The following is a 20,093-nucleotide window of genomic DNA, read 5'->3' as shown; positions in this document are numbered from 1 at the left end:
AATAATTAAACTAGTAGTTAAGACAATTGGGAGGGATGATGATTGGAGTATTTGGAAGATGATTTCTTAATGATATCTGGAATTCAACATTTTTTGTTTTGTAAGCGTCAGTGGGCACTTATACATGTTGAACAGAAGTGGGAAGAAAATTTTTTGACATATGAAGGTCAAAGATTGCATAAAAAGGCTGATAATCCATACATTAAGGAAAAACGAGGTCGTAGTTTTTTAGTTAGAGCGATGCCTGTTCACTCAAGAATATATGGATTGACTGGTAAATGTGATGTTGTTGAGTTTATTGAATCAAAAACTGGAATAAATGTTATTGGACATGACGGAAAGTACACTTTAAGACCAATTGAATATAAACATGGTCATAAAAAATATGATTTATCAGACTCTCTACAGTTATTGGGAGAAGCGTTGTGTATCGAAGAAATGATGCAGTGTGAAATTACTCAAGGATACATTTATTACAATGAAACAAAACATAAAGAGACAATTGCATTTGATGATAAGTTGCGCAGCATATTAAAAAAGACGATCGAAGAAATGCATATGTATTGGTATAAGAAATATACACCAAAGGTTAAAACTGGTCGTTGGTGCAATAGTTGTTCATTAAAGGACGTTTGTTTGCCAGAACTATTGAACAGACAGACGGTTGCGTCATATTTAGATAGGCGGTTAAACGAATGAAAGAAATGCTTAATACGTTGTACGTTACGCTTCCTGAATCGTATTTGTCGTTGGATGGCGGGAATGTTGCAGTCATCGTTAATCATAAGTCAATTGGAAAGGTTCCGTTACTGAATCTTGAAGGAATTGTAACGTTTGGTAGATCTGGAGCAAGTCCCGCATTAATGCAAGATTGCATGGCAAGAGGCATACATTTATCATTTCTTACGCCAAATGGTAAATTTATGGGACGTGTAGAGGGCGCAGTTACGGGTAATGTTTTACTAAGAAAGAAGCAGTATAAAGTTTCTGAAGAAGATTATGGTAGCTGCATAATTGCCAGAAATTTTATTATTGGCAAATTGTATAATTCGAGATGGCAATTTGAGAGATCAACAAGAGACCACGCCATGATTATTGACGTTCAAAAGTTTAAAGAGATATCGGGAAAAATGAAACAAGCTATTAGCAGTGTCAGAACAGTTTCAAATCTTGAAACCCTGAGAGGTATTGAAGGTAATATGGCAGCCGAGTATTTCTCAATTTTTGATCAAATGATTCTTCAACAAAAAGACGTATTTAAATTTAGTGGTAGAAATAGACGACCACCACGTGATCGAGTAAATGCGTTGCTTTCTTTTACTTATACACTATTATCACATGATGTAACTTCAGCGCTTGAAACTGTTGGATTAGATCCATATGTAGGATTTATGCATGACGGGCTTCATTGTCGTTAGATATGATGGAAGAACTAAGAAGCGTGTTCGCTGATAGATTCGTTTTGACAGTAATAAATAAAAAAATATTGAAAGAAAAAGATTTTGTTGTTAAAGAAGATGGTGCTGTGATACTCACACAAAATGCACGTAAATTATTTTTAAGTGAGTGGCAAAAAAAGAAACAAGAAGATATAACTCACCCATACTTAAAAGAAAAAATTTGCTGGGGACTTGTACCTTACACACAAGCTGCACTGTTATCAAGATACTTAAGAGGTGATATAGATGAATATCCACCTTTTTTGTGGAAGTAGGTGAAAAATTGCTAATTGTGGTAGCCTATGATATTTCAATTACTACAGAAAATGGTACAAAAAGGCTAAGTAAAGTAGCCAAAATATGCTTGAAATATGGACAACGAGTGCAAAATTCAGTTTATGAATGCAATATAGATACTTTAAATTATAAAAAGTTGAGGAATGAATTGATTGATACAATTGATTGTTCATATGATAGTGTTCGGTTTTATAATTTAGGAAAAAATTATGAAAATAAGATAATACATTTTGGCAGTAAAACTATAAATAATGTTGACTCACCTTTGATATTATAGAATAATATTAATACAATCGTTTTTAACAATTTTTATAGATGGAGGACGAATTATGAATTATTATAATAAGCGTATGTCACCACCAGTTACCTTTAGAGTATGGGGACCTCTCGCACTGTTCACAGACCCAATAACTAAGGGCGGTGAAAAAGCAAGTTATCCGGTTCCTACACAAGAGGCTTGTAAGGGAATTACTGAGTCTTTGTACTGGAAACCAACAATCATGTATCATGTTATAAGTGTAAGAATTTTAAATGAAATCAGATATCAGGCGATGGGAGAAACGCCAATGATTACTGATCAATATGCAACAGGACATACGTCTCGTCGAACACAGGCATATAATACTTATTTAGCAAATCCAGCATATGAGATAACAGTTCGCATACATTTCAATCCATTCGAAAAAAATATGGTTCAGGATAGAGATATGACAAAACATGTTGCCATGCTAAAACGAGCTATTAAACATGGAGGACGTCGAGACATTTTTTTTGGCACTCGTGAGTGCCAAGCACATGTTGAGTTGGTAGATTCTGAAAACAAAGAAGAAGGATTTTACGATCAAGTTTCCACAGATATTCCCTTTGGTAATCAGTTTTTAAAGTATGAATATCCTAACGAAACCGGTGTTCCAGAACTGCAAGCTGACTTTGGACTGTATGTAATGAAGCGTGGAATTATTGATTTTACTGAAATTGAAAAAAAAGTAAGGCAGCAACTGGTAAAAAGAATTGATCATATAGACCTCTTTAAAAATAAGAAGGTGGATTGATTATGCAGTTGTATGAGAGTTTGTACAATCTTTATGAACAAAATAAATCGCTAGTTTTACAGCCACAAATTGATAGATTTGATAACGAGTATTGTTTATTGCCACCAGGTGATTACGTCTTAAAAGCTGCTATTCAAGTTACAGTAGACTTAAATGGAAAATTACAATCTATTATAAAAAATGAACGAAAAATACCAGTGCTTGCAAGTCCACAAAACAATGCTCGAACAAGTAATCCGGCACCACTAGCTTTATTTGATAAAGTTGAATATTTGACTGATACTTCGCTACTACAATTATCTGCAAAAACCCAAGAGAAAAATACAAATAAAAGAAAAATATACTCGGAACAATTGCACGATTGGATAGACTATGCATCCAAAAACCAAAAAAATGATCTAGTTTTAGAATGGCTAACTGCTATCAGTGAATATTTGAGTAAAGATACACTTATTAGTGATATTGATAAAAGTATTGGCTTGAAAAGTTTTAAGACCGCTAATATTGTTTACTTTGATATTATGGATCTTAGTCCACATTTATGGTATCAGACAGCCCTAGCTGAAAGTTGGTGGAATTTTGTTTGCAAAACGCAGTCTGGAACTAAGGGACTGGATTTAATTACTGGTAATTTTACAGATAATCAGGCAACTGTATATTCAAAAGGACTCGGCGGTTCTGCCAATAATTCGTCTAAACTTATCAGCTATAATGATAATGATGGGTATACCTATCATGGCATTTTAGGCAATCAGGAACTTAAAACTAATGGGGAAGCGCACTATTTAGCTCCCATGGATGCGACAAACGCCGCTAAATCAGAAAATATGCTTCTTTTCTTGAGACAAACTCAATCGATGCCATTAGTTTCAGGCTCATCGAATAATACAACATCTATAGTAATTTGGTCTGACAATAATGAAAAAGTAAATCATGATACACAACTTGAAGTATTTGCAGCTTTGGGCCTTAATTTGTCCAATACTAGCAAGGATAATCTTGATGAGAGTACAGGACAAAATGATGCTACTGCTGCGATGGAATTGTTGCGAGGAGAGCCATTAGGCGGCGAATATAATAGTCACATTAATTTATTGACAGTAAATGCTACAAGCACAGGGAGATTGTCTGTAGTTGATTTTCAAAGTATTACTTTAAATGAGTTCAAAACTGGATTTAAAAATTGGCAAAATCGTTGTAACTATCGACATATTGATGATTACAAGCAACCAAATTTAAAACAAATGTCCAAGATGATATATGCTGATAAACAAACAAGCTCTGATAAAGGGGCATCATTTGTTAGTCGTGCATATAGTCAATTATTAAATTGTATGCTTAACAATACTAAAATACCTTCCTACATTATTAGACTTGCTACAAAGCGCTATGTTGATGGAGTCCTTAATCGTGGTGGAGGATACGTTCGAAGATGTAGTGCTCAATGGAACGATATTTTACTTACATTAGTTAATGCTGAGAAACCGGAAAGGAACGACAAATTGATGTCAGACAAATCGATAGAAACAAGAGACTATAAATTTGGAAAATTGTTGGCTACAATCCATTTGTTGGAAAATGACGCTTTATATAAACGTTCAACAGGTGGAATTATTAGACAAACTAATGCCCAAAAAGCATTGGGACGTCTTGGAGATCAGCCAGCTAATACTATTAAAGTGCTGGTAAAAAAGGTGAATCCTTATTTCAAAGACGATCCATACTTAGTCAAAGAAATAATGAAACAATTAGCTGGATTCGATGCTGAGGAAATGACCAATGAACCACTTAAAGCAATATATCTTGTTGCATATGGAAGAACTATTGACAAACATTTTGAAGATTTAAAACGTTATAAACAAGAAACTGATAAAAATATTGAACAAAATGGATAGGGGATAAATAAAATGACAAAATTAGAAAATCGAATTGATTTCACTGCTGTAATTGGTGTTAAAAATGCTAACCCGAATGGAGATCCTTTGGCAGACAATATGCCTCGTGTGAATAATCAGGGTAAGGGAATTATTACGGATGTTGCATTGAAACGAAAAATTCGAAATGCTATGTTGGATCAGGGGGGGAGTGTATATGTTCAATCTGATGATTATTCTAATGACGATTACAAAGATATGAGAAGTAGATTACTTGGAAATAAAGAAATTGCAAGTGTTCTTAGTGAAAATGATGCTACCAGTGACGAAGGGAAACCAATTTTTTATAAAACAGCGTGTGAACAGTTTTTAGATGTTCGAGCTTTTGGTGCTCTTTTTGCTTTTTCAAAAGGAAAGAAAGATGGATTAGATGGTGCAGCAATTGGTATTCGTGGCCCTGTTTCTATTCAAATGGCAGAATCAATTAAACCTATAGATGTTACAGATATGCAAATTACAAAGTCAACTTCAGCAGAATTAAAAGATAACGGTGCAAGAGGTTCAGATACGATGGGCCATAAACAAATAGTTGAATTTGGTGTGTATAAGTTTAGTGGTAGTATTAGGCCAAATTTAGCTGAAAAAACTCAATTTAGTTTGGAGGATTCGGAGCTTTTGAAACAGGCGTTATTACATATGTTTGACAATGACGCATCAGCTTCAAGACCTGCAGGATCTATGCAGTTATTAAAAGTAGTATGGTCTGTGCACGATAATAAATTAGGCCAGTATCCGCAGTGGAAAGTAGAACAACAGGTTTCTGTTGAATATAATGATACGGCTTCTGATTTTGAAAATGTTAAAATTAAGTTTAACGCATTACCAAATCTTAAAAATGAAGAATTTTAAAAAGTTTAGTAGCAATAATTTTCATCAGTGCGAAAGTGTTGTGCACATGAAATTGCACGTTAATTCGCACTTGATGGAATTAACATATTACTGCATATAGTATTATTGTATTAGCTTTCTTTACACGAATTATGTATATTTTGAATCTTAAAAACGGATTATATTACCTGAATTTGGGTATTTATCCGCAGTCGCACTCTTCGTGAGTGCGTGAATTGAAATTGAAACAGGTAGTATGCGTAGATTACGAAATGAAACGTCGCACTCTTCGTGAGTGCGTGAATTGAAATATCATCTGTAAGGCCAGCTAGTTATGGTGGTACTGTCGCACTCTTCGTGAGTGCGTGAATTGAAATATGATCGAACAAAACGCTCTTTCACCGATCTTAAGTCGCACTCTTCGTGAGTGCGTGAATTGAAATACAACAGGATAAATATAAAAAATGTTGTTCTTTAGTCGCACTCTTCGTGAGTGCGTGAATTGAAATTTAATCACGGGTACTAGTGCCGACGCCATACGATCGTGTCGCACTCTTCGTGAGTGCGTGAATTGAAATAACGCTACCATGTTGATGAATTTGAATTAGATGAAGTCGCACTCTTCGTGAGTGCGTGAATTGAAATAAAACGAATTTCCAGAAGAAATGGCAAAACGTACCGTCGCACTCTTCGTGAGTGCGTGAATTGAAATCATCTTGCCAGCCTTTTGTAGTGCTTTAATCAGAGTCGCACTCTTCGTGAGTGCGTGAATTGAAATGGAACTGCCCAAATGAATTAAGTGAAGTCATGCCGTCGCACTCTTCGTGAGTGCGTGAATTGAAATATGTTTGGTGATGATTTGGCTAATGGGTCGAGTAAGTCGCACTCTTCGTGAGTGCGTGAATTGAAATAAGGAAAAGCTAGAAGAGGCCACTAGGGCTAAGCACGTCGCACTCTTCGTGAGTGCGTGAATTGAAATCAAGAGGCATTTAGGCTTAAAAATGGTTTAGTTGGTGTCACACTCTTCATGAGTGCGTTAAGATCTATTATCTGAAAAAATAATGCCTGTAATTACCATTTTTTATCAATTGTAGTTTTTGCCGTCACCTTGAAACGATATATAAATTATCTCTACTAATGTGTAGACACGTTTTTATACTACAAGACAAGTAGAATAAATCTCGCTATCGTCTGTTTACTACGCAAAACGAAAATCTATTTTTATAAAATGTTATAATGATTGAAGTCGCATTCTTTTAAAATGCGTGAATTGAAATTATAAGATCAAGGGTCCTATTTGAGCCTTTTACTCACATACTTATTTTATGAAAGCATGTGAGAATACATACTTTTCAAAAATGAATTGTTGGCAGTGTAACATAACGTATGCTTAACGGGGTGACTAGATTTGGAATATTTGGCACATAAGAATGATGATGGAAGTATACAAACACTTAGAGAACATTTACAACAGACAGCTAACTTGGCTTATAAACTAGCACCTGGCAATCTTAAAAATATCGCCTATTTGCTAGGACTGCTACATGATATTGGTAAGTATCAACCAGAATTTCAGTCTCACATTCAAAAACAGGATCATAACAAAGTTGACCACTCTTCTATGGCAAATGCGATTTTAATAAATTACTTTGAACAGGTAAATGATGATATGTCACGACTATGCATTGAAGCATTTGGTGGTATCATTATGGCTCATCATGTGGGATATTTACCAAACTTTGGTAACGAATTGCTTCAAGAAACAGATTATGAAAAAAGAAGCAAACGGTTTGATTTCGAAAGTGTTAATGACTGCTATTTAAGCTTTTTAAAGGATAATAACATGTCAGAAAATCAAGTAGAAAACTTATTTCAAAAAGCAAAGCAACAATATATTGACTATATTAAATCCCACAGCAACAATGTATACGTAATGTACTGGACAGAGAGATTATTATTGTCGATTTTAATAAATGCTGATCATAGCGATACTTCAGGGATAATCCCAACTGCTAGCTATGCTAAATGGATTCACAGCAAATACAATATTTTGTTGAATAATCTAGAAACTAAATCGATTGAGACCAACGTTGATAAGGTGCGACAAATAATTTCATCACAGTGTGATGAGGCGGCAAATAGCATTCAGCCGAATATTCGTACATTGGCGGCACAGACGGGTCTTGGGAAAACTTTTGCGTCATTAAGATGGGGACTAAAGACTTGTATGATGACAGATCAGAAGCAAATTATAATAGTTGTTCCACTTTTATCTGTTATTGAACAAAATGTAAAAGAAATAAGGAATATATTGAATGTAGACAGTTCAGATTTAACAGTTATAGAGGATGATTCCAACACAAACCATCATACTTTGGACGATTATGAGCTTAACAATTGGGATGCTCCGATAATTATTACGACGACTGTTAATTTTCTTAAGGTTTGTTTTGGATCTGGAACAAGTCACGTGCAGCATTTCAGTAATATTGCAAATGCAGTAGTAATTTTTGACGAAGTTCAAGCAATACCAACAAAATCTTTGGATTTATTTAGTATTCTGCTCGATTGGTTCAATAGTTTTAGTACATCAAAAGTACTTTTGTCTTCAGCAACATTACCAGACTTTAGAGTGCTTCTTCCAACACTTAAGGTTAGTGACAGAGCTTCACTTGTTTCAAAAAGAATTAAAATTTCACCTCGTTACGAAATTAAGTATCATATGGATCATGTAGTTGACCCTGAAGATATAGTAAAATTTGCTTCTGAACGTGCAAAAACTGGTACTGTACTTATAATCGTAAATACAAAATCATTGGCTAATGAGATTTATAATAAGCTAGATTTTAATAATAAAAAGTTAATTACAACGGATATCTGTCATGCTGAAAGACTTGATAACTTAGCGGATATCGCTGATTTATTAAAAAAAGATAAACCAGTAATCTGTGTTAGTACACAAATTATGCAGGCGGGTGTAGATTTATCATTTGACTATCTAATTCGTGATTTAGCAGGATTGGATAGTATTATTCAGTCTGCCGGTAGATGTAATCGAAATGGTAATAAACACCTTGGCTGCGTGGATGTGTTTAATATAAGTGAAGATCTCAATAAGCTTCCTGAAATAAATGCGTCAAGGCAAGCTATGTTAGAGATAGATGATAAAAATGATGTAAATAAATATTTTAAAAAGTATTTTGGATTGATTAATACTAAATTTTATATCACTCTTTCGAATGGAAAAACATCTATCTTACAAGACTTAATAAATTCAACAAACATTAATTATAGTTTAGGAAAAGAAATTCACTCACAGTTGTACGGAACCGTAGCCCGCAATTATGAACCAATTGACAATGAAGCAAAATACACAATTTTAATTCAGTGTAAAGGTAGAGGAGAAGATGAGGACAAGGGTGTACGAATTGTAAACGAATTAATGGATGCTTACAATAATAATGACCCTAAAATGATAAAAAAGATGACACAATTGGCTCAAGATTACATGGTAAAAAAGTATAATAAGCCTGATAGACATGAGTATAAAGAAGTTGTTCCAAATGAGCTCTATTGTAAGATTAGTAAAGATTCTTTAATATTTTAGAGATATTTAGTAAGACCATTTTTTATGAAGTAAATTATAATGTCTGCTATGCCATTAATGATGTATAATAACCTCAACCGATTTCTAATCGAATTTTAATAATACATAGCAGGAAGGAAGATAAAAATGGCAGATAACAATACTGCAGCAACTAAATTACATACTCTCGATGACGAACATGACTACGATCGCCAAACGTTCACTAGTTCAACCGACAAGGATTACAGCCAGACGGCTGACAATCGTGAAGCATTTATTGAAAAATACAATGTTAACGAAATCAATGAAGGTTGGCGTAATTCAGAATTAGCAGAGTATTTAAGCTATAACTTTGATAGAAATAGCGAATATAGGTTTTTATTTAAGAATGCACGACGAGTGGCTTACGATACTGATGGTCAAACACATGAAATTTTAATGACCAGTGTTAACAAAGCTGACACTGATAAAGCAAAACAGGCCACCAAAAAATTGAGTGACAATGTTCAAAATGATTTGCGACGCAAATTAAATTACGAGTTCAAAGATACCGAGGACAGTATTTTCGATGCTGGCAACACAACCGATCTAATGATTTACAGCCGTTAACATAAAAGTGATCCACCATAATTTGGTGGATCACTTTTTTAACGTCTCAGATACAACCCAACGCCCCAAAGTACGACAAGACCGCCGATTACTTGCATTATGGATACCTGTTCACCTAACAATGGAATTGCAAGAATTGTGGTGCCAATTGGCTCACCTAACATGCTCATCGAAATCACGGTGGTGTTGACATATTTAAGGAGGTAATTATAGATAACGTGCGATGCAGTGGGGAAAATAGCGAGTAGCCAGAATAGCGACCATTCATGACCAGAATAGCCCATAGTCGGCACGTGACCGATCAGATTAAAAACGTTGAGCGTGATGCCGGCAATTAGGAAGACGCTAAAACTATATGTAATAAACGAAATTTCTTTGACGTGATGCTGACCAATCAACATATAACTGACCAGCGCCACGATACAGAGAAATGAAAGAAGGTCTCCGAAAATAGCGTCCATACTGCCACCACCAAGGTCACCCCATGCTACAAAGGCAATACCGATAATTGAAATGCCGATTGCAATCAAAGATTTGCGACTAGTAGTTTCATGGTACACAAGAAACCCGCCAATCAAGGCCACTAGTGGTTGTAACGCGGTAATGATCATCGAACTAGCGACAGTCGTTAACTTTAGTGACTCGAACCAAAGCGAAAAATGCATTGCTAGTAAAATACCGGCAAGAATAAGATAACAGGTTTCTTTGACCGACAACTTGAGCCAATCTCGTCGTTTAATCCATGCCGCTGGTAAAAGCAATATGCATGCTAAGTACATCCGATACATACTAATAATAGTTGCGGGTGCACTGCACCATTTGACTAAAATCGAGGAGAATGAACTAGCGATGATTGAAAAAATTAGTAAAGAGATTGTTTTCTTATTCACCAATAAATCCTCCCAATTCGAAAATAATTACTCTCTATTATACGCAATATGCTAAAAGTTATTAAGTCCGGATTTTACTAATTGTGATTGATTTTAAAAATTACGCATGACGTCGTGATGTTATGTGTGTCTCAACAATTATCGATAGTTCAAAAACTCAAAATAAATTTAGTTTTTAACGTAAAACATTTTACGTTGCGTCAAAACGCTAACATTCACGTTTGAATCTATCTTGATCGTTAAGAAAATGCTTTAAAACTACTGAACGTTGTTATACCATGTTACAGGGCATTTTTAAAAATAAAGATAGAGGACGTGGAAAATTTGAAAGCAACGCGACAGTATCCGCTCGAAAGTATTGCACCAAAACACCGTCATATGAACTACTGGGATATGTTTGCCACCTGGGTTGGGGCGAACGCCAACAACGGTACCTGGTTTATCGGTGGCGTAATCGCAGCCTGTGGTTTGTGGGGCGGCGTATCAGCATTAATTATCGGATCGTCAATTGCTTACGTCTTTCTTGCAATCGTTGGATTGATTGGTTATCGCACTGGAATCACGACAACCGGACTATCCAGAGCTTCATTTGGAATCCGTGGCAGTGTGGTCCCTTCGATTGTTAATTTGGTTCAATTTATTGGCTGGACTGCAGTGAATACATTTATTGCTGCAACCTCCATCTCGTACATTTGTAATACGGTGTTTGGGTGGCCGGTGTATGGTAAACCTGGTGGTAACTGGACGCTATTGTTCGGGATTGTTGTCATGAGCGTGTTACATCTGATTAGCGTTAGTGCGGGGCAGCGTTCCGTGCAAATGATCGAACGGATCGGCATGATTCTGGTCTTTGCGTTCGTTGTATGGGAAACGTTTGTCGTGTTCAAGCAAACTTCATTTCATCAAATTAGTCAGTGGCAGGTACCATTTAAGCAAAAGATGTCGTTTGGATCAGCGCTGGATGCTTTAGCTGCATTTAACCTGGCATGGGTGACCGCTGGTGCCGATTTTACTAGATTTACTAACAAACGGTTTGTGGCAACGAGTGCACCATTTTGGGGTGCCTTAATTGGAGTTTTGTGGTTTGCCTTAGTTGGCCTTGTAGCCACTATTAGTATTGCCGTTTCATCAGGGACGTACGATGCTAATAACTCCGATCCAAGTACAATCGCTGCTAAGTTAGGGCTCGGCATTTTAGCCATGATTGTCATTATTTTAACCAGTATGACGGCCAATGCGGTTAATCTGCAGGCAGCCGGTTCCGCCTTGAATAATATGATGCCAAAGATCAGCTTAAAGGTTGCGCTGTGGATTGCCACGATTGTAGCAACCTTTGTGACAATGATTCCAATGGTTGTTGGTAGTTTTCTGGATACGTTCACTGCGTTTCTGGACATTTTGGGGATGATTCTAGGACCATGGATGAGCATTATGTGTGTGGACTACTTCATTTTACATCGAGGTCATTATTCAATGGATGATCTGACTAATGGGGATGGACCCTTCTGGTATCGTCTAGGAATTAACTGGTGGGCATTCGCATGCTGGATTCTTGGCGTGGTTGTTTTCCTAGGCCTGCAAAAGATTGAATGGTTCGACCAGACAGTTGGTGCAGCTTATCCTGCCATGGTAATTGTCGGTATTGTATACTATATTATAATGAAGATAAGAAGCACGATGATTCATTAGGAATGGACATTTACTGGGAGGTAAACCATGTTAATTAAAAATGTGCACATCGAATCTAACGAAGAACCACAAGATGTTCGAATTGAAGATGGCAAATTTGTGCAAATCGCTGATAAAATTGACGCCCGTGATAACGAACAGGTAATCAATGGGGATGGCAAGCTAATATTACCGCCATTCATTGACTCACACGTTCATTTAGACGCTACCAGAACGGCTGGTCAGCCAGAATGGAACGAAACTGGGACTTTATTTGACGGTATTCGAATTTGGTCAGAACGTCGTAAGACACTAACCAAAGAAGATGTTAAAAGTCGCGCTAAGCAAACTATTCGTGAACAGGTTGCCAATGGTATTCAGGTTGTCCGTAGTCATGTGGACGTGACTGACCCTAGTTTGACAGCGTTGGAAGCTTTGTTGGAAGTTCGTGAAGAAGTTAAAGATGTGATTGATCTTCAACTGGTTGCTTTCCCACAATCCGGTATTTTGTCATTTCCACACGGTAAAGAATTAATGGAACAAGCCGTAAAAATGGGTGTGGATGTAATCGGTGGCATTCCGCACTATGAATTCACCCGTGACTACGGTGTTGATTCACTGAAATTCATCGTTGGTTTGGCACAAAAGTATGACCGTCTAATTGACGTTCATTGTGATGAAATTGACGATCCTAATTCTCGCAACCTTGAAGTTTTAGCAACGCTAGCATATGAAACTGGGTTAGGTAACCAGGTTACGGCTAGCCACACAACGGCGATGGCATCTTACAATGATGCATACTGCTACAAGTTATTTCGGCTGTTGCAAATGTCTAACGTGAACTTTGTCTGCAACCCAGAAGTTAACCTGCACCTTGGTGGACGTTTTGACACTTATCCTAAGCGTCGTAGTATGACTCGAATTAAAGAATTATCTGAAGCTGGCGTGAATGTGTCATTTGGTGAGGATGACATTAATGATCCATGGTATCCAATGGGTAACGGCAACATGCTGGATCAGGTTCAAGTTGGTATTTTAGGTGGTGGCTTAATGGGCTATACCCAAATTAAAAATGCCTACAATTTTGTGACCAACAATGCTGCCAAAACGCTACACATCAGTGATTACTACGGTATTGAACAGGGTAAGCCTGCTAACTGTATTTTGTTGAATCAGACTAATTTTTACGATGCTCTAAACGAGCATGCAGAAGTCTTGTATTCGATTCACAATGGTGAGATATTAGTGGAGACCCAGCCTAAGCAAGTCAAATTAAATTTCTAATGAGGTGAAATGCATGAAGTTAGCAGTAATCGGCGCAACCGGTAAACAAGGCTCGCGCATAGTTACAGAGGCACTTTCGCGTAATATTGATGTGACCGGTATTGTACGTAACCGTGCAAAATTAACGGTTGATATTCCAGTAATTGAAAAAGAAATCAAAGATATCACTAAAGAGGATGTGGCAGAGTTTGACGTTGTTGTTAATGCGTTTGCTGCACCAATTACTCAGCCTGAGCTACATGTAGAATATGGTCGTCATTTAATTGAGATTTTTACCGGTATCACTACACGTCTAATCATTGTTGGTGGTGCCAGCAGTTTATACACTGACAATACGAAAACTGACCAATTATTTAATCACCTAGATGTTCCAGATGAATTGAAGGGTGTCATGAAGGGCCAGTTGGACAACTAAAAGGATTATGAAAAATCATCAATTCGTTGGACATTTGTCAGTCCGGCCAGTTTCTTTGATCCAAACGGACCAAAGACGGGTCACTATCAAGTATTTGATGATGTAATGCATAATAACCACGACGGCGAGAGTTATGTCAGTTATGACGATTATGCCAGTGCAATTGTGGATGAAGCTCAGCAAGGGTTGCATGTGCAGGAGCATATTTCGGTGGTTTCGGACAAAAATTAAAAATTAGACAGCGAAGCAACACGGGTTAGCTCGTGTAAAATAACAGGGCAACCACAAATGGTCACGAACTTGGACCGGTTGTGGTTGCCCTGTTATTTTATGACGAGCTGTGTTGCGGAGCTGCTTTAGGCTGATAAGTTGAAATAGTGGTTCATTAATGACTAGCAAACCATACTTATATGCAGTCTAGCCGAAAGCAGCTCCGCCAAGCAGGCATCCATGATATAGTGAGAAAATAGACTAACCGTTCAAAGTGCGAACGATTAATCTATTTTCTCGCTATATCACAATGCCTAACCGCTTGGCTCCGCTGTCTGATTACTGCCACAAATCCCACACACTATAAACCAGCAACAAAGCCACAATCACATTTAACAACCGATAATGGTCGTTATAAAATCGCTGAATCAATTGGCCCGCAAGAGTCCAAGTTAGGGTTCCTAGAATACCTATAATCACCATCAATCCGAATTTAACCGGGAAACTGCCCCATACTCCGGCGATGATGAAGGTGCCCATTCCTGTGACAAAATATAGGTAACACTTGATGTTAGTGGCCTGTAACAGTGCTCCCGTCATTAGAGGATGACTGCCAGCCGAGGCATTATCACCTGGTTTAGACACAGCCACATGATAGGCCAAATATAGCAGGTAAATTGAACCAATTATTTTTAATCCATTAACTACCAGCACGTTGCTCTGAAAAATCGACGAAAAGATTGAAATGACTCCGCCGATTGTCAGTAAACCAATTAAAATACCAAAATTAAAGACGAGGCCACGTCTAAAACCCTTAGTCTGGCCCTCTGTCATCGCCATCAGGGTGTTTGGCCCGGGCGTAAATGACATCACCGTCACAAATGTTAAAAATCCAACCATGTGTATCGCTTCTCTCTTTTTTATTGCAAATGCAATTTTTATGTATTGCTGATGATTCTAGCATGTTATAATGACGATTGCAACGAAGGGAGCAAAGTTTATGTTTGAGATTATTCGCCGCATTGGTGCCATCACTCGATTGATTCAGATCGATTCTAATCAGCATTTCAAGGAACAAAAGCTAAACAACAACCTATTTATTTACATCATCCGGACTGTTGAACAGCCGGGAATGTTTTTGGGTGAATTGGCCGATAGTATGCAGATTGATCGGACGACGAGCTTTCGCACCGTCAAAAAATTAATTGAAATGGGCTACCTTGAGTTAGAAAATGATACGGAGAACCGTAAGATTAAGCGGGTCTATCCAACACAGCGGGCGAAACAAATATATCCAGAGCTCCATAGCTACGAACAGGTAAAGTCGGACAATTTATTGTCTGCGCTGACGGAAGATGAACGGGAACAGCTTCGCCAGCTATTGAATAAATTAACGGTATAGGAACGAAGAGAGGGAAGATTGGTGACAGATAAACATAAAGGGCTCCTATTTGCAATTTTAGGACCCGTCTTTTGGGGTGTATCCGGTAACGTCGCCGAATACTTATTTAATGATCCACTAATCACACCGCACTGGCTGGTGGGGATGAGATTAATTGGCTCTGGGATTTTACTAATGGGCTGGTGTCTGATTCGTCAGCGCAAACAGGCGTTTCAGATTTGGCGTAATCGTGAATCCGCCATTCGGTTGATTGGGTTTGGACTATTAGGCGTTTTAGTTTCACAATATACATATTTTTCGGCGGTCAAAAACAGTAATGCGCCGACTGCCACAATTATCCAGTATTCGGCGCCAATCATGATCATTATCTACTTGGCTATCCGACATCGGCAGTTACCGCGACGAGTTGATGTGATTTCAATTGTAATGGCTGTGGTGGGGACTTACATGTTGGTTACCCATGGTCATTGGAATTCGCTAGCCATCTCACCGGCTGGTGTGTGGTGGGGCTTAGGAGCCGGCGTTGGTGGTGCAATTTATACACTCATGCCCCGCAAGCTATTATTTCATTACAACGCACGTATTGTGACTGGCTGGGCCATGTTAGTAGCCGGACTATTAATGTTTCCGACATTATTTCATCAGCAATGGCCAGCCATGACCTTTACAACGGTGGTTGGTACGTTATTTGTGACCGTGATTGGCACAATGGGCGCCTATTTGTTGTACATTCAAAGCTTGAAGTATTTGACACCTACCACAGTCGGAATGCTTGGCGTGTTTGAACCATTAACGGCATCGTTCGTGTCGGTTCTTGTATTCGGCACCAGGTTTGACTGGGCTGAAATTATTGGTGCAATTCTTGTACTGATGACGACGTTTTTACAGACGATTCCGGCCAAGAAAAGGGTCACGCATAAAATGGATCATAACGTGAATGCGAAACTCTAGATTGTATTGCCTTGCTTTCGTGAATACGCTATCATTACAGTAGAAACGGGGGATTTAAAATGAGCGATATGCTAGTAACTACCACTGAAAAAATTCCAGGTAAGGATTACGAGATTATTGGTGAAGTATTTGGGCTGACGACCCAGTCTAAAAATATTGTGCGCAATATTGGTGCTGGACTGAAAAACATTGTTGGTGGTGAAATCAAAGATTACACCCAGATGATGGTTGAAGCACGGGATGTATCAATTGACCGTCTCCGTGAAAATGCGGCAGCCATGGGCGCCGATGCAGTGGTAATGATGCGGTTTGATTCTGGCTCAATTAGTGCGGATATGCAATCGGTCGCCGCATATGGAACGGCTGTTAAATTCATTGATTAAGATTAAATTAGAACAACGAAATTCATTAACTTAGTGAATCTCGTTGTTTTTTTATGGTGAAAACTTAAAATAGAAATATAAACACGCAATTCGGAGGGTAGCTAATGGTCAAAAAAGATGGACACACGCACACGCAATTTTGTCCGCACGGCAGTGGTGATGATGCGGAATTAATGATTCAAAAAGCGATTAAAATGGGATTTGAAGAATATAGCATCACAGAACACGCACCGTTGCCGGAGACGTTCGGGGATGTTTATGCTGGCGAAATTACGGGTTACACAGAAGCATCAATTACCATGGAACAAGTTGAACCATATTTGAAATTTGCTGAAAAAATGCAACAAAAGTATCGTGATCAAATTAAAATTAACGTTGGCTTCGAAGTTGATTATTTACCAGGATTTGAAAATTGGACAACCGAATTTTTGAATCGATTTGGTTCGCGGACGCAAGATAATGTTTTGTCTGTTCATTTCATGCCTGGTAAGGATAATAAATTCTGGTGTGTTGACGACACGATTAGTGACTTTGCAACGGGCTTTGCCGCATCTTTAACGGATCCACAAATACTGTTTAATCATTTCTTTAACTTAGAATTACAAGCAGTGACTGTCGACCTTGGCGAGTATAAACCTCAAAGAATTGGTCATTTGACCTTGATCCGTAAATTTCAGGATTACTTCAATTTGCCGCAACAGCTTGACGAAAAAAATACTGCATTGATCGATGAAATTTTGCAAGAGATTAAACAACGCGGATATCAACTTGATTTAAATACAGCTGGCTTATACAAGGAATATTGCAATGAAATTTATCCGTCTAAAAATATTGTGAGTCAAGCTAGTCAAATGAAAATCCCGCTAGTATTTGGTTCCGATGCTCATAGTATTAAAGAGGTCGGTCATGGATATCATGAGATTGCAGAGTACATTAACTAACGTTAATATCGATGCCATTTTCCTGCCTTGACTTAAGAAAAATAATCAGATCTTTTTCTTGACAATCAAAAATTAACGCGTATGATATGAATTAAATTAAATCTGAATTAGAGAAAAATTAAAAGTTTTGAATAGTTTAGTAGACACGGGGCAACGTACCCAGGGAGTTTTGGCCATCGATTGCAAGCCAAAATTACGTTCCGCGGTCGAACTCACAGCTATGAACAACTGATTAATTAGCGAATACTATAATCCGGTGCAACCGTTAAAAGCGTTGACAGCATTTTTGCCAACATGAGCCAATCACTGCAAGGTGGTTGGAAAATGAGGTGGGACCGCGATTATATCGTCCTCGTAACAGAAACTAATTCTGTTGCGGGGTTTTTTTTATTGTCAGGAGGAATGAAATTATGATGCGTAACCAATTACCAACCGGAGTTCGAGATGAACTTGGTGATTCAGCACAAATTAAAGAACAAATCGTTTATACAATTCAAAACTACTTAAAGAATCGGGGATTCGACAAGGTCATTACACCAGTTGTTGAGTACCAAGATGTATTTGAGGATTACGATGCCGGTCAAAAGAAATTATTCAAGTTCCTCGCATCCGATGGTAACATGGTTGTTCTTCGACCAGATATGACGTTACCGGTAGCTCGGGTGGTCAGTTCAACCAATATTTCGTTACCAGCTAAATTTTATTACTCCGGCGATATTTTCAGAATCAACAGAGCCTTATCTGGATCACAAGACGAAATGACACAGGCTGGTGCTGAGTTGATTGGGTTTGACAGCATTAAGGCGGAACAGGAATGTTTGGTGATGATGATGCAGTTGAGTGAGAAGTTGGAACTCACTGGTGTTCAGATTGAACTAGGAATTGCCAGATTTGCTTTACTAATCCTTGAATCATTCATCGATGACGAATCTCAAATTAAAGAAATTGAATCAGCATTATTCCAAAAACAAATTACCCAGTACAACAAGTTGATTGAACCATTTGCAGATAATGAATTATATCCTTTATTACAAATTTGGCCACGGCTCTTTGGACCAACTGATGAAGTCTTAGATCAGATTAGTGACTTCGAACTACCAGCCGAAATTCAAGCAGAGATAAAGGAACTCAAGCAGTTAGTCAAATGGATGGCCGATAAATTTCCTGCAGCTGATGTACAAATCGATTTAAGCGCCAAAGCACCGCAGGACTACTACACGGGCATCACGTTCCAGGCATTCAGTGCTAAGTCATCTAGCTACCTGTTCAGTGGTGGTCGTTACGATCATTTGATGGCTCACTTTCAAAATAAGAACGTAGCTGCGATCGGACTAGGTATTGATATTGAACGGTTGGTTGAAATTAATCAGGCCGGTAAACAAAAACAACAACGGACATTTATTTATTTTGACGATGCACAGTGGGACGACGCAGAACAAAAGTTAACCGAAATTCCAAATTCTCAGTTGTGCCTAGCGGATAACCTTGAACAGGCCAAACAAATTGTTAAGGCGCAAGACGGCAAACTATTAGATTTAAGCGGGGGTGATTAAATGACAGATCGAATCAAAATTGCATTAACTAAGGGCAGAGTAGAAAAGCAAACATTGCCGTTACTCGAACAGGCTGGATTCAATATGGCACCGGTGCGGGACAATAAGCGCAAGTTAATCTTTGATTTACCAGATGATCCATATACTGTGATTTTAGCCAAAGGACCCGATGTTTCAACGTATCTTTCGCAAGGAGCAGTTGATATTGGAATTGTTGGTAGCGACATCTTGACCGAACAGCAAAACCAAGCGTACGAGTTATTGGATTTAGGCATTGGCAAATGTCAATTCGTTCTTGCATCAACCAAGGACTTCGATCCCAAAGCATCACGTCGTAAGGTGATCGGCACCAAGTACCCACTTATCACGCAGCGTTACTTCGCAGAAAAAGGTGAGGACGTCGAAGTAGTTAAAATTGAAGGTTCAGTTGAATTAGCACCGTTGATCGGTATGGCCGATGCAATCGTTGATATCACTGAAACCGGCACGACTCTTCGTGAAAATCATCTTCAAATTTATGATCGTCTCCAAGAGGTTTCTACCAGAGTGGTTGTTAACCCAATGTCGCTCAAGCAACATCGACAAGAAATATTTGATTTTGTTGATCGATTAAATGAAGTAATTAAAAAACCACAAGCCAATTAGAAAGGA

Annotated in this window: 19 protein-coding genes, 1 pseudogene and 1 CRISPR repeat array; of the genes and pseudogenes, 18 read left to right on the top strand and 2 right to left on the bottom strand. The window is 38.0% G+C overall.

Annotated elements, in window-relative coordinates; genetic code table 11:
• Window positions 1-42 precede the first annotated feature (42 nt).
• From cas4 to FD16_RS04810, 8 genes and pseudogenes are all read left to right on the top strand, one after another.
• Complete coding sequence (gene cas4, locus FD16_RS04845; RefSeq protein ID WP_010621273.1) at window positions 43-699, top strand: CRISPR-associated protein Cas4; 657 nt, start codon at window positions 43-45, stop codon at window positions 697-699.
• Window positions 696-1,714: pseudogene (gene cas1c / locus FD16_RS04840) on the top strand (type I-C CRISPR-associated endonuclease Cas1c). The gene cas4 and the pseudogene cas1c overlap by 4 nt, the downstream one beginning before the upstream one ends.
• Complete coding sequence (gene cas2 / locus FD16_RS04835) at window positions 1,705-2,013, top strand: CRISPR-associated endonuclease Cas2 (protein ID WP_338048823.1); 309 nt, start codon at window positions 1,705-1,707, stop codon at window positions 2,011-2,013. The pseudogene cas1c and the gene cas2 overlap by 10 nt, the downstream one beginning before the upstream one ends.
• Before the next feature lie 52 nt (window positions 2,014-2,065).
• Complete coding sequence (gene cas5c / locus FD16_RS04830; RefSeq protein ID WP_010621277.1) at window positions 2,066-2,788, top strand: type I-C CRISPR-associated protein Cas5c; 723 nt, start codon at window positions 2,066-2,068, stop codon at window positions 2,786-2,788.
• Window positions 2,789-2,790: 2 nt separating this feature from the next.
• The gene (locus FD16_RS04825; RefSeq protein ID WP_010621278.1) at window positions 2,791-4,683 is read left to right on the top strand and encodes a type I-C CRISPR-associated protein Cas8c/Csd1; all 1,893 of its coding nucleotides are present in this window, start codon (window positions 2,791-2,793) and stop codon (window positions 4,681-4,683) included.
• 12 nt (window positions 4,684-4,695) lie between these two features.
• A complete protein-coding gene (gene cas7c, locus FD16_RS04820; protein ID WP_010621279.1) occupies window positions 4,696-5,571 on the top strand; it encodes a type I-C CRISPR-associated protein Cas7/Csd2 in 876 nt (291 codons plus the stop codon).
• A gap of 190 nt (window positions 5,572-5,761) precedes the next feature.
• Window positions 5,762-6,529: a CRISPR direct-repeat array (repeat unit 32 nt; unit sequence GTCGCACTCTTCGTGAGTGCGTGAATTGAAAT).
• A gap of 429 nt (window positions 6,530-6,958) precedes the next feature.
• A complete protein-coding gene (locus tag FD16_RS04815) occupies window positions 6,959-9,157 on the top strand; it encodes a CRISPR-associated helicase/endonuclease Cas3 (protein ID WP_010621280.1) in 2,199 nt (732 codons plus the stop codon).
• 126 nt (window positions 9,158-9,283) lie between these two features.
• A complete protein-coding gene (locus tag FD16_RS04810; protein WP_010621281.1) occupies window positions 9,284-9,745 on the top strand; it encodes a hypothetical protein in 462 nt (153 codons plus the stop codon).
• 38 nt (window positions 9,746-9,783) lie between these two features.
• Here FD16_RS04810 and FD16_RS04805 read toward each other — a convergent pair whose 3' ends face one another.
• Complete coding sequence (locus tag FD16_RS04805; protein ID WP_010621282.1) at window positions 9,784-10,635, bottom strand: DMT family transporter; 852 nt, start codon at window positions 10,633-10,635, stop codon at window positions 9,784-9,786.
• Window positions 10,636-10,959: 324 nt separating this feature from the next.
• On the opposite strand from FD16_RS04805, the gene FD16_RS04800 reads away from it, so the two are divergent.
• The 4 genes from FD16_RS04800 to FD16_RS13245 all read left to right on the top strand — a co-directional run bounded on the left by FD16_RS04800 (window position 10,960) and on the right by FD16_RS13245 (window position 14,233).
• Entirely contained in the window at window positions 10,960-12,324 is a 1,365-nt protein-coding gene (locus FD16_RS04800) for a cytosine permease (RefSeq protein ID WP_010621283.1), read from the top strand.
• A 27-nt stretch (window positions 12,325-12,351) separates the two neighbouring features.
• Window positions 12,352-13,587, top strand: coding sequence for a cytosine deaminase (gene codA / locus FD16_RS04795; RefSeq protein WP_010621284.1), 1,236 nt, complete (start codon window positions 12,352-12,354; stop codon window positions 13,585-13,587).
• Between the two features lie 13 nt (window positions 13,588-13,600).
• Window positions 13,601-14,002: an NAD(P)-dependent oxidoreductase gene (locus FD16_RS13095; RefSeq protein WP_010621285.1), complete on the top strand. Its 402-nt coding sequence runs from the start codon at window positions 13,601-13,603 to the stop codon at window positions 14,000-14,002.
• 105 nt (window positions 14,003-14,107) lie between these two features.
• The gene (locus tag FD16_RS13245) at window positions 14,108-14,233 is read left to right on the top strand and encodes a hypothetical protein (protein WP_010621286.1); all 126 of its coding nucleotides are present in this window, start codon (window positions 14,108-14,110) and stop codon (window positions 14,231-14,233) included.
• Between the two features lie 318 nt (window positions 14,234-14,551).
• Here the strand turns inward: FD16_RS13245 and FD16_RS04785 are convergent, their stop codons facing one another.
• Window positions 14,552-15,112, bottom strand: a complete 561-nt coding sequence (locus FD16_RS04785; protein ID WP_010621287.1) for a LysE family translocator — start codon at window positions 15,110-15,112, stop codon at window positions 14,552-14,554.
• Window positions 15,113-15,212: 100 nt separating this feature from the next.
• On the opposite strand from FD16_RS04785, the gene FD16_RS04780 reads away from it, so the two are divergent.
• The 6 genes from FD16_RS04780 (at window position 15,213) to hisG (ending at window position 20,087) form a co-directional block, all read left to right on the top strand.
• Window positions 15,213-15,614 carry a MarR family winged helix-turn-helix transcriptional regulator gene (locus FD16_RS04780; RefSeq protein ID WP_010621288.1) on the top strand — a complete coding sequence of 134 codons (402 nt, stop codon included), beginning with the start codon at window positions 15,213-15,215 and terminating at the stop codon, window positions 15,612-15,614.
• A gap of 21 nt (window positions 15,615-15,635) precedes the next feature.
• Window positions 15,636-16,565, top strand: a complete 930-nt coding sequence (locus tag FD16_RS04775; protein WP_010621289.1) for a DMT family transporter — start codon at window positions 15,636-15,638, stop codon at window positions 16,563-16,565.
• Window positions 16,566-16,624: 59 nt separating this feature from the next.
• Entirely contained in the window at window positions 16,625-16,948 is a 324-nt protein-coding gene (locus FD16_RS04770) for a heavy metal-binding domain-containing protein (protein ID WP_010621290.1), read from the top strand.
• A 104-nt stretch (window positions 16,949-17,052) separates the two neighbouring features.
• Entirely contained in the window at window positions 17,053-17,889 is an 837-nt protein-coding gene (hisJ, locus tag FD16_RS04765) for a histidinol-phosphatase HisJ (RefSeq protein WP_010621291.1), read from the top strand.
• Between the two features lie 410 nt (window positions 17,890-18,299).
• Complete coding sequence (locus FD16_RS04760) at window positions 18,300-19,442, top strand: ATP phosphoribosyltransferase regulatory subunit (RefSeq protein WP_010621292.1); 1,143 nt, start codon at window positions 18,300-18,302, stop codon at window positions 19,440-19,442.
• Window positions 19,443-20,087 (top strand): ATP phosphoribosyltransferase, encoded by a 645-nt coding sequence (gene hisG, locus FD16_RS04755; RefSeq protein ID WP_010621293.1) that lies wholly within the window; start codon window positions 19,443-19,445, stop codon window positions 20,085-20,087.
• Window positions 20,088-20,093 lie beyond the last annotated feature (6 nt).

Origin of the sequence: Paucilactobacillus suebicus DSM 5007 = KCTC 3549 (assembly GCF_001434475.1) — a bacterium.
GTDB classification, from domain to species: Bacteria; Bacillota; Bacilli; order Lactobacillales; family Lactobacillaceae; genus Paucilactobacillus; species Paucilactobacillus suebicus.
Note: the sequence above shows the minus strand (reverse complement) of the source record. Positions and strands in the feature narration are given on the sequence as shown.

Excerpts from the sequence above, each read along its gene's own strand:
- FD16_RS04770 (WP_010621290.1), top strand. The coding sequence starts at position 16,625 with ATGAGCGATATGCTAGTAACTACCACTGAAAAAATTCCAGGTAAGGAT.
- FD16_RS04785 (WP_010621287.1), bottom strand. The coding sequence starts at position 15,112 with ATGGTTGGATTTTTAACATTTGTGACGGTGATGTCATTTACGCCCGGG.
- FD16_RS04760 (WP_010621292.1), top strand. The coding sequence starts at position 18,300 with ATGATGCGTAACCAATTACCAACCGGAGTTCGAGATGAACTTGGTGAT.
- FD16_RS04780 (WP_010621288.1), top strand. The coding sequence starts at position 15,213 with ATGTTTGAGATTATTCGCCGCATTGGTGCCATCACTCGATTGATTCAG.
- hisG (WP_010621293.1), top strand. The coding sequence starts at position 19,443 with ATGACAGATCGAATCAAAATTGCATTAACTAAGGGCAGAGTAGAAAAG.
- hisJ (WP_010621291.1), top strand. The coding sequence starts at position 17,053 with ATGGTCAAAAAAGATGGACACACGCACACGCAATTTTGTCCGCACGGC.
- FD16_RS13245 (WP_010621286.1), top strand. The coding sequence starts at position 14,108 with ATGCATAATAACCACGACGGCGAGAGTTATGTCAGTTATGACGATTAT.
- codA (WP_010621284.1), top strand. The coding sequence starts at position 12,352 with ATGTTAATTAAAAATGTGCACATCGAATCTAACGAAGAACCACAAGAT.
- FD16_RS13095 (WP_010621285.1), top strand. The coding sequence starts at position 13,601 with ATGAAGTTAGCAGTAATCGGCGCAACCGGTAAACAAGGCTCGCGCATA.
- cas5c (WP_010621277.1), top strand. The coding sequence starts at position 2,066 with ATGAATTATTATAATAAGCGTATGTCACCACCAGTTACCTTTAGAGTA.
- cas7c (WP_010621279.1), top strand. The coding sequence starts at position 4,696 with ATGACAAAATTAGAAAATCGAATTGATTTCACTGCTGTAATTGGTGTT.
- FD16_RS04810 (WP_010621281.1), top strand. The coding sequence starts at position 9,284 with ATGGCAGATAACAATACTGCAGCAACTAAATTACATACTCTCGATGAC.
- FD16_RS04825 (WP_010621278.1), top strand. The coding sequence starts at position 2,791 with ATGCAGTTGTATGAGAGTTTGTACAATCTTTATGAACAAAATAAATCG.